This is a genomic window from Corallococcus sp. 4LFB (assembly GCF_046520365.1).
Lineage (GTDB): Bacteria > Myxococcota > Myxococcia > Myxococcales > Myxococcaceae > Corallococcus > Corallococcus caeni.
The window spans coordinates 1-1,114 of sequence record NZ_JBKGHJ010001053.1; the positions used below are offsets into that span (position 1 = coordinate 1).

2 pseudogenes are annotated in these 1,114 nt (G+C 73.7%); both read left to right on the forward strand.

Annotation, left to right across the window (positions count from 1 at the left end):
- Positions 1 to 220: pseudogene (locus ACLEQD_RS43975) on the forward strand (hypothetical protein); the annotation flags it as partial.
- Positions 160 to 1,114: pseudogene (locus ACLEQD_RS43980) on the forward strand (hypothetical protein); the annotation flags it as partial. The pseudogenes ACLEQD_RS43975 and ACLEQD_RS43980, both read left to right, overlap by 61 nt.

Here is a 1,114-nt window from a genome sequence, read left to right on the forward strand (position 1 = left end):
GGGCCAGCCGGCGGCGCGCTACCTCGTCTCGGGCGAGGCCCGGTGGCGCCTCCTGGAAGGCGGCCTCTACGCGGTGGGGCAGGGCGGCACGCTGCTGTTCCCACGCCGGACGGCCGCCGAGGCCGGGTGCCGTCGCGGCCGTGGGGCTGGGGGTGGACCATGCTCGCTGAGCGGCGGCTGCGCGGCGGGCCTGGCCTGGCGCTGGTGGTGGCGCTGCTGAGCGCGGGCTGTGCCTCGTTGCCCGCGAAGTCGGGCCACGGGGCCACCCTGGCCCTCAGGCCCTTCTCCGCGTCCACCCAGGCGGTGAGGAGCGCGGCGGCGGGGGCGGAGGAGCCCTTGGGCCTTCGACGCGAGCCCCTGGTGGATGCGAGCGAGGGCGCGGGAGCGCCTGGCAAGAAGTCGGTCGCCAGCGGTGGGTCCGTCGTCTGTGGAGAAAGGCCCGTGCCCTCGGGCTGGCCCCACCTGGAGTCCAGCCGGGAGGTGCTGGAGCCCTTTCTTGCGTGTGCCTCGCCCTCGGAATTCGTGGCCATGCAGCGCGGGGTGGACATGGCCGCGTTGGTGGAGGCGCTGGAGGACTGGGACGCGGTCCGCCTGGGGGCCTTGGGGCCGCTGGACGCGCGGGCCTCGGAGGCTCTCGGCCGCAAGCGCGCGGCCTTCCTCGTCACGTCCGTCGAGAAGTACGGCGCGCCCTATTCCGAGGTGCTCGCCCTCTTCGTCCTCCACTCGGCCTTTGACGACGAGCTGCGCGAGGTGGTGCAGTTGCTCGCCCGCGAAAAGCAGCTGGGCGAGACGCTGGGGAGCATGCCCTTCGTCCGCGAGGAGCTGAAGCGGCGCGGCCTGCCGCTGGAAGGCTTCCCGGAGCGGGGAGAGCAGGCGCGCGACGTGCTGCGCGGACTGGGGCGCGCGGGCCGGGACATGCTCTCCAGCAGTCCTGCGAGCGATGGCGCTCGAGGACAGGGTCTCTGGGCGAAGCGCGCCGACCTCCCACCTCCGTACCAGGCTGCCCTCGATGAAGTGCAGAAGGCGCTGACGGAGCGGCACTACGCGCCGGGCAGTGTCTCGGCGGGGGCCTTCGACCACCTCACCTTCGGTGTGCCGGTGGGCTTCTACCACC